General features: G+C 72.7%; 9 protein-coding genes. 5 read left to right on the top strand and 4 right to left on the bottom strand.

Annotated features, from left to right (window positions below):
- Positions 1-87: 87 nt before the first annotated feature.
- A complete protein-coding gene (locus L1885_RS19445; protein WP_235798435.1) occupies positions 88-780 on the bottom strand; it encodes a pirin family protein in 693 nt (230 codons plus the stop codon).
- Positions 781-822: 42 nt separating this feature from the next.
- Between L1885_RS19445 and L1885_RS19440 the strand changes: the two genes are divergently transcribed.
- From L1885_RS19440 to fabF, 5 genes are all read left to right on the top strand, one after another.
- Positions 823-2022 (top strand): PucR family transcriptional regulator, encoded by a 1200-nt coding sequence (locus tag L1885_RS19440; RefSeq protein WP_235798434.1) that lies wholly within the window; start codon positions 823-825, stop codon positions 2020-2022.
- Between the two features lie 87 nt (positions 2023-2109).
- The gene (locus L1885_RS19435) at positions 2110-3060 is read left to right on the top strand and encodes an ACP S-malonyltransferase (RefSeq protein ID WP_235798433.1); all 951 of its coding nucleotides are present in this window, start codon (positions 2110-2112) and stop codon (positions 3058-3060) included.
- A 15-nt stretch (positions 3061-3075) separates the two neighbouring features.
- Positions 3076-4077: a ketoacyl-ACP synthase III gene (locus L1885_RS19430; RefSeq protein WP_235798432.1), complete on the top strand. Its 1002-nt coding sequence runs from the start codon at positions 3076-3078 to the stop codon at positions 4075-4077.
- Between the two features lie 71 nt (positions 4078-4148).
- Positions 4149-4397 (top strand): acyl carrier protein, encoded by a 249-nt coding sequence (locus L1885_RS19425; protein WP_235798431.1) that lies wholly within the window; start codon positions 4149-4151, stop codon positions 4395-4397.
- 117 nt (positions 4398-4514) lie between these two features.
- Complete coding sequence (gene fabF, locus L1885_RS19420) at positions 4515-5777, top strand: beta-ketoacyl-ACP synthase II (RefSeq protein WP_235798430.1); 1263 nt, start codon at positions 4515-4517, stop codon at positions 5775-5777.
- Between the two features lie 117 nt (positions 5778-5894).
- Here fabF and L1885_RS19415 read toward each other — a convergent pair whose 3' ends face one another.
- The 3 genes from L1885_RS19415 to L1885_RS19405 all read right to left on the bottom strand — a co-directional run.
- A complete protein-coding gene (locus L1885_RS19415; RefSeq protein ID WP_235798429.1) occupies positions 5895-6770 on the bottom strand; it encodes an NAD(P)-dependent oxidoreductase in 876 nt (291 codons plus the stop codon).
- Positions 6771-6870: 100 nt separating this feature from the next.
- On the bottom strand, positions 6871-7365 hold the full coding sequence (locus tag L1885_RS19410) for a DUF3145 domain-containing protein (protein ID WP_235798428.1): 495 nt from the start codon (positions 7363-7365) through the stop codon (positions 6871-6873).
- 272 nt (positions 7366-7637) lie between these two features.
- Positions 7638-7881: hypothetical protein (locus L1885_RS19405; protein ID WP_235798427.1), on the bottom strand; the 244-nt coding region annotated here is incomplete at its 5' end.

Below are 7881 nucleotides of genomic sequence, written 5' to 3'. Positions count from 1 at the left end.
AGCTCATGGGTCTCCAGCGCGTCCCGTGCGCTGAGCGTCCGACCGGCGCGGAGCCGCCGGAAACCGCCCCGGCCCGGGCCCGGCGGCTCAGACCGGCGCGGCCATCTCCCAGACGAGCACCTCGCAGGCACCGTCCACGCCGCCCGGCGCGGGCTCACCCGGCTCGTGGCCGGTCAGTTCGAGGCCCCGGGAACCGGTCACGCGCGCCGAGTCGCCGGGCCTCAGCTCCTCGCCGCCGAGCAGCACCGCGCCCCGCACGACGTGCACGTAGAGGAAGGCGGCGTCGGGCACCGCCGAGCGCTCGCCCGGCGCGAGGCGCCGCACGTGCAGCATGGCCCCGGCGGCCGGCAGCGCGTACGGCGTCGAGTCGGCGATGCCGCGCACGAGGTCGTACGCCGGGTCGCCGCCCGGCTCCAGCGGGGCCAGCCACATCTGGACGAAGACCAGCGGTTCGGCGCCCTCGTTGCGCTCGCTGTGCCGGACCCCGGCGCCGGCGCTCAGCCGCTGGACGTCGCCCGGCCGTACGACGGTCGCGCGGCCCGCCGAGTCGCGGTGGGTGAGCTCGCCGTCGACGACCCAGGTCACGATCTCGGTGTGGCTGTGGCGGTGCTCGTCGAAGCCCGCTCCCGGCGCGAGCCACTCCTCGTTGCAGGCGATGAGGGCGCCGAAGCGCAGGTTGCCGGGGTCGTAGAACGGCCCGAAGGAGAAGGCGTGCAGCGAGGCGATGCCCGCCGCCTCGTCACCGCCGGGGTGACGGTCCTCTGCGTACCGTACGGTCATCACGGCCCTACGGTAGCCCCGGCCCCGCGTGCGATCTGCCGGATGAGGCAGTCTTGTCCCGTGCCTCAACCCGCGAACGAACCCCATCCGCACGCCGCCACCCTGCGCCGTCTCGAACAGTCGTCGGGGCGGCTCGCCGCGAACGCCATCGCCCTCATGGACGAGACGCTGCCGTGGTACCGGGCGATGCCACCGGAGAACCGTTCGTGGATCGGACTCGTCGCGCAGGCAGGCATCGCGGCCTTCACGGAGTGGTTCCGCCGCCCGGAGCGGCCGCAGGCCATCTCGACCGACGTCTTCGGCACCGCGCCCCGCGAGCTGACCCGGGCGATCACCCTGCGCCAGACCGTCGAGATGGTGCGCACGACCATCGAGGTGGTGGAGTCCGCCGTCGAGGAGATCGCGGCCCCCGGCGACGAGACGGTGCTGCGCGAGGCGCTGCTGATGTACGCGCGGGAGATCGCGTTCGCCACGGCCCAGGTGTACGCGCAGGCCGCCGAGGCGCGCGGCGCGTGGGACGCCCGGCTGGAGTCCCTGGTCGTGAACGCGGTGCTGTCGGGCGAGGCCGACGAGGGGGCGGTGTCGCGGGCCGCGGCGCTCGGCTGGAGCTCCCCCGAACATGTGTGCGTGGTGCTGGGCACGGCTCCCGAAGGGGACAGCGAGCTGACCGTCGAGGCGATCCGGCGGGCGGCCCGCCACGCGAAGCTCCAGGTGCTGACGGGCGTGCTCGGCAACCGCCTGGTGGTGATCGCGGGCGGGTCCGACAACCCCCTCCAGGTCGCCAAGGCCGTGATCGGCCCGTACGCGGCGGGCCCGGTCGTCGCGGGGCCCGTCGTGCCCGATCTCCAGGCGGCCACGCGCTCGGCCCAGGCGGCCGCCGCGGGCCTGAAGGCGTGCTCGGCCTGGCAGGACGCGCCACGGCCGGTACTCGCGGACGATCTGCTGCCGGAACGCGCGATCGCGGCCGACCCGGCGGCGCGCGAGCAACTGGTGGAGGAGATCTACAGACCGCTCGAGGAGGCGGGCTCGGCGCTTCTGGAAACGCTGAGTGTCTACCTGGAGCAGGCCAGCAGCCTGGAGGGGGCGGCGCGCATGCTGTTTGTGCACCCCAACACCGTGCGCTACCGGCTGCGGCGTGTGACGGACGTCACCGGCTGGTCACCCTCCGACGTGCGATCCGCCTTCACCCTGCGGATCGCGTTGATTCTGGGGCGGCTCGCCGACGCGGACGTCCAGTTCTGAGCTTGTAGAGTCTCCACAATTACCCCTGCGGTTCTTGGTCCCTGTCATCACGGGCGCCCGGGACCGCCGACAAGAGAGAGTGTGAGAGTGCTCGTACTCGTCGCTCCCGGCCAAGGCGCCCAGACGCCCGGCTACCTGACCCCCTGGCTCGACCTCCCGGACGCGGAGGAGAAGCTGCGGCGCTGGTCGGCCCTCATCGATCTCGACCTGGTGCACTACGGCACCGAGGCCGACGAGGAGCAGATCCGCGACACGGCGGTGGCCCAGCCCCTGCTGGTGGCCTCGGCGCTGCTGTCCGCGCGGCAGCTGTTCCCGGAGTCCGGCAACGGCAGCGCCCTCGCGGGGTCCGTCGGCGCGGTCGCCGGGCACAGCGTCGGCGAGCTGGCGGCGGCGGCGCTCGCCGGAGTGCTGACGGACGAGGAGGCCATGAGCCTGGTCCGCGCCCGCGGGCTGGCGATGGCCGAGGCGGCCGCGGTCACGCGGACGGGCATGGCGGCCCTCCTGGGCGGCGAACGCGACACGTCCGTCGCGCACCTGGAGCGGCTCGGCCTTACCCCGGCCAACGTGAACGGGACGACGCAGATCGTCGCGGCGGGCACCATGGAGCAGCTGGCGGCGCTCGCCGAGGACAAGCCCGAGGGCGTGCGCAGGGTCGTGCCCCTCAAGGTGGCCGGCGCGTTCCACACGCACCACATGGCTCCCGCCGTCGACGCGCTCGCCCGCGCCACGAAGGAGCTCACCCCCCGGGACCCGGCGCTGCCGTATGTCTCGAACAGGGACGGGCAGACGGTCTCCACGGGCGACGACGCCCTCGCCCGCCTGGTCGGGCAGGTCGCCAACCCCGTGCGCTGGGACCTGTGCATGGAGACCTTCAAGGACCTGGGCGCCACCGCCCTCGTCGAGCTGTGCCCCGGCGGCACGCTGGCCGGCCTGGCCAAGCGTGACCTGCCGGGTGTCACCACCCTCGCGCTCAAGACCCCTGACCAGCTCGACGCGGCCCGCGCGCTGGTCGCCGAGCAGTCCACCGCGGCCGGATGAAGGAGCCTTCCGAGCATGTCGAAGATCAACCCCAGTAAGGGCGCGCCCTACGCGCGCATCATGGGCGTGGGCGGCTACCGCCCCACGCGCGTCGTGCCCAACGAGGTGATCCTTCAGACGATCGACTCGTCCGACGAGTGGATCCGCTCGCGCTCCGGCATCGCGACCCGGCACTGGGCCTCCCCCGAGGAGACCGTCGCCGCGATGTCCATAGAAGCGGCCGGAAAGGCCATCGCAGACGCGGGCCTGCGGCCCGAGCAGATCGACACCGTGATCGTCGCGACGGTGTCCCACTTCAAGCAGACCCCGGCCATCGCCACCGAGATCGCGGACAAGCTCGGCGCGGGCACCCCCGCGGCGTTCGACATCTCCGCCGGCTGCGCCGGGTTCGGCTACGGCCTGACCCTCGCCAAGGGCCTCATCGTGGAGGGCTCCGCCGAACACGTCGTCGTCATCGGCGTGGAGCGGCTCTCCGACCTGACGGACCTGCACGACCGGGCCACCGCCTTCCTCTTCGGGGACGGGGCGGGCGCCGTCGTCGTCGGCCCCGCGAACGAGCCGATGATCGGCCCGACCGTCTGGGGCTCCGAGGGCGACAAGGCGGAGACGATCCGCCAGACCGAGCCGTGGACGGCCTACCGGGACGGCACGCCGGAGAAGTTCCCCGCCATCGCCCAGGAGGGCCAGGCGGTCTTCCGCTGGGCCGTCTTCGAGATGGCGAAGGTGGCGCAGCGGGCCCTCGACGCGGCCGGCATCGGCCCCGACGACCTGGACGTCTTCATACCGCACCAGGCGAACATGCGGATCATCGACTCGATGGTGAAGACCCTGAAACTGCCGGAGAGCGTCACGGTCGCCCGTGACGTGGAGACCACCGGCAACACCTCGGCCGCCTCGATCCCGCTCGCGATGGAGCGGCTCCTTGCGACCGGGAAGGCGAAGAGCGGCGACACCGCCCTCGTCATCGGCTTCGGGGCGGGTCTCGTCTACGCCGCGACGGTCGTTACCCTCCCCTAGGCACGTTGTCCCGGGCCACCGGCCCGGGACCGTACCGAAGTACAACCGCCACTATTGAAGGAGCGCCAGACATGGCCGCCACTCAGGAAGAGATCGTTGCCGGTCTCGCAGAGATCGTGAACGAGATCGCCGGCATCCCGGTCGAGGACGTCCAGCTTGACAAGTCCTTCACCGACGACCTGGACGTCGACTCGCTGTCCATGGTCGAGGTCGTCGTCGCCGCCGAGGAGCGCTTCGACGTCAAGATCCCCGACGACGACGTCAAGGAGCTCAAGACGGTCGGCGACGCCGCCTCCTACATCGCCAAGCACCAGGGCTGACCGACCCCGTCGGACCTTTTGGCACCCCTGTCCGGCCGTACCCCGGCCGGATCGCACGGCTGAGGCCACCCGGTGGTGGCGCCGTATGACCCCTCTACACGTGGAGAAAGAATTCCAGTGAGCTCGACCAATCGCACCGTGGTCGTCACCGGTATCGGCGCAACCACACCACTGGGTGGCGACAGCGCGTCTACCTGGGAGGCCCTGCTCGCGGGCCGATCCGGGGCACGCACCCTCGACGACGAGCGCTACGCCGGTCTGCCGGTACGATTCGCCGCCCAGGCGGCGGTCGACCCGAGCGAGGTCCTGCCCCGGCCCCTCGCCCGCAAGCTCGACCGCTCGGCGCAGTTCGCGCTGATCGCCGCGCGCGAGGCGTGGGCGGACGCCGGTTACACGGCCAGGGCCGGCGAGGACACCTCGGTGGACCCCGACCGTCTCGGCGCCGTCGTGGCGTCCGGCATCGGCGGCATCACCTCCCTGCTCGACCAGTACGACTCCCTGCGCGACAAGGGACCCCGCAAGGTGTCCCCGCACACCGTGCCGATGATGATGCCCAACGGTCCCTCGGCGAACGTCGGCATCGAGATCGGCGCCCGCGCGGGCGTCCACACCCCCGTCTCCGCCTGCGCGTCCGGCGCCGAGGCCATCGGCTACGCGGTCGAGATGATCCGCACCGGCCGTGCCGACGTCGTGATCGCCGGCGGCACCGAGGCCACGATCCACCCGCTGCCGATCGCCGCGTTCGCCAACATGATGGCGATGTCGAAGGAGAACGAGGCGCCCGAGAAGGCGTCCCGGCCCTTCGACAAGACCCGCAACGGCTTCGTCATGGGCGAGGGCGCGGGCCTGATCGTCCTGGAGACCGCGGAGCACGCCGCCGCGCGCGGTGCCCGCGTCTACGCCGAGGTCCTCGGCCAGGGCATCTCCTCGGACGCGTACCACATCACCGCTCCCGAGCCCACGGGCGACGGCATCGCCGCGGCGCTGCGCCACCTGCTGGAGAACACCGGCCTGAAGCCGTCCGAGGTCGTGCACGTCAACGCGCACGCCACCTCGACGCCGCTCGGCGACCTCGGCGAGATCAAGGCGCTGCGCCAGGTCTTCGGCAGCGACCTCGACCACATGGCCATCTCGGCCACGAAGTCGATGACGGGTCACCTGCTCGGCGGCGCCGGCGGCATCGAGACCGTCGCGACGATCCTGGCGCTGCACCACCGCATCGCGCCCCCGACGATCAACCTCACGGAGCTGGACGACGAGGTCGACGCGGACATCGTGCGCGACAAGCCGAGGCCGCTGCCCGAGGGCACCATCTCGGCCGTCAACGACTCGTTCGGCTTCGGCGGCCACAACGTGGTGCTGGCGCTGCGCTCCGTCTGAGTCACCCCCGCCGGCGCCCCGCGCGCCGGCGGTCCGGGCCCCGCTCCACGAACGCCGTGGAGCGGGGCTCCGTGCTTTTTCGCTTTTTCGCTCCCGCGCGCGGGGCGTGGGCGGCTGTCAGCTGTCGAAGCTCGCGAAGTAGCTGGCGGCCATGTCCTCGCCGCCGTGGCCCGCCGCCTCGGCGCGGCGGAAACGCTCGACGCCCGCCTCGGTGACGTCCATCCGCACACCCGCGGCGTCGGCCGCGGCGACGATCAGCCGGGCGTCCTTCGCGGCGTTGGAGAGCCCGAAGCTCGGGGTGAAGTCGTCGTTCATGATCATGCCGGACTTCAGGTGGACGTAGCCGCAGTCCATCAGGCCGCCCTGGATGGTGTCGAGGAAGTCCTGCGGGTCGACGCCGAGGCCCTTGGCGAGCGCGACGGACTCGGCGGCCGCGTGCGTGAGCGCCAGGGTCCAGTTGTTGCAGACGAGTTTGAGGCGCGTCGCCGCCGCGGTCGCGCCGTCGTCGCCGGCCCAGATGGTGCGCGCCCCGATCGCGTCGTGCACGGAGGCGAGGGCCTCGCGGGCCTCCTGCGGCCCGGCGGCGATGGCCGTGAGCTTCCCCGCCTCGGCGGGCCCCCGGGTGCCGAGGACGGGGCCGTCGACGAAGACGAGCCCGTGCTGTGCGGCGAAGGTGGCGAGCCGAGGGACGTCGTCGACGCCGACGGTCGTGGACTGCAGCCAGACCGCGCCGCGCGCGAGGCGGGGGGCGGCCTCCGTCATCGTCTCCAGCGTCGCCGGCCCGTCGAAGAGCATCGTGACGACGACACCGGCGCCCTCCACGGCCTCGGCGGGCGTGGCGCACACGGTCGCGCCCTCCGCGGCGAGCGGTTCGGCCTTCTCCCGGGTGCGGTTCCACACGCGCAGCGAGTGGCCCGTGCGCAGGAGGTTGCGGGCCATCGCGGCCCCCATGATGCCGGTGCCGAGCAGGGCGACGTTCTTGTGATCAACCATGCCCCCACCGTACGGCCGGCGCCCGGCGCCCGCGGTGTCCGGCTCCCGGCGGGGCCGGGCGGCCCGAACGGCGCACGTCCGGGCGGGGGTCGGCGGAAGTTCAGACGACCTGGTGCAGCCAGCGCACGGGCGCGCCCTCGCCCGCGTACCGGAACGGCTCCAGCTCGTCGTCCCAGGGCTTGCCGAGCAGCGTGGCGATCTGCTCCTCCAGGGCGGCCTCGCCGCGCGCGGCGCGGGCCAGCGCGGCGCGCAGCCGGTCCTCGGGGACGAGGATGTCGCCGTGGACTCCGGTGACGGCGTGGAAGATCCCGAGGTCGGGGGTGGCGCTGTAGCGCTCGCCCTCCGCGTCCGGGCTCGGCTCCGCCGTCACCTCGAATCTGAGCATCTGCCAGCCGCGCAGCGCGGACGCGAGCTCGGACGCGGTGCCGGCCCGCCCCTTCCAGGAGAACTCCGCCCTCCAGGCGCCGGGTGCCGCGGGCTGCCTGACCCAGTCGAGCTGGACCCGCACCCCGAGGACGCCCCCGACCGCCCACTCGACGTGCGGGCACATCGCACGCGGTGCGGAGTGCACGTACAGGACTCCACGTGTCGTCACCGGGACCTCCAGTGTGGAACGAGGTTCGCCTTCCCAGCGGCCTCGGTCGGCATCATCGGACCTCATCAGGATCAGGGCTCCGCGCAACGGACGGGATGCGACGTGTCGCGGCCCACCGGAGCCGCGGGAACCTGAGCGCCTCTGGTCAGATGGTGGAAAAGTTACCGTGCGGCGGGGGTCCGGTGGTGACGTACCGTCGGACCGGGGCCCGATTTACGCGAAGCTTTCACTCGCGAGGACGGGACCGGCGTGCGCATAGGCCAGAGGCGGTTTCACCTGGCACAGAACAGGGAAGGGCGGCGTTTCATGCGGTGGCGAATCCTGACCTCGAAACGGCGGCCCTGCGGCACGGCGGCGCCGCGTCCTCCCGCGCGCTCCTCCGGGCGGGGGGCGGCGGGCCTCGCGGGCGTGACGGCGGCGTTGAAGGCGGCGCCGGCCAGGAGCGAGAGAAGGACGCAGGCCCACCAGTTGAGCGGACCGACCTTCGCGTTCTCGTTGTCCTTCGTGCCGAACCAC

It is taken from the genome of Streptomyces fuscigenes, assembly GCF_021556455.1.
Taxonomy (GTDB): Bacteria; Actinomycetota; Actinomycetes; order Streptomycetales; family Streptomycetaceae; genus Streptomyces; species Streptomyces fuscigenes.
This window is presented reverse-complemented; position numbering and strand designations above follow the sequence as displayed.

Coding starts and splice junctions, on each gene's coding strand:
- L1885_RS19440 (WP_235798434.1), top strand. CDS start 823: ATGAGGCAGTCTTGTCCCGTGCCTCAACCCGCGAACGAACCCCATCCG.
- L1885_RS19425 (WP_235798431.1), top strand. CDS start 4,149: ATGGCCGCCACTCAGGAAGAGATCGTTGCCGGTCTCGCAGAGATCGTG.
- L1885_RS19415 (WP_235798429.1), bottom strand. CDS start 6,770: ATGGTTGATCACAAGAACGTCGCCCTGCTCGGCACCGGCATCATGGGG.
- L1885_RS19445 (WP_235798435.1), bottom strand. CDS start 780: ATGACCGTACGGTACGCAGAGGACCGTCACCCCGGCGGTGACGAGGCG.
- L1885_RS19430 (WP_235798432.1), top strand. CDS start 3,076: ATGTCGAAGATCAACCCCAGTAAGGGCGCGCCCTACGCGCGCATCATG.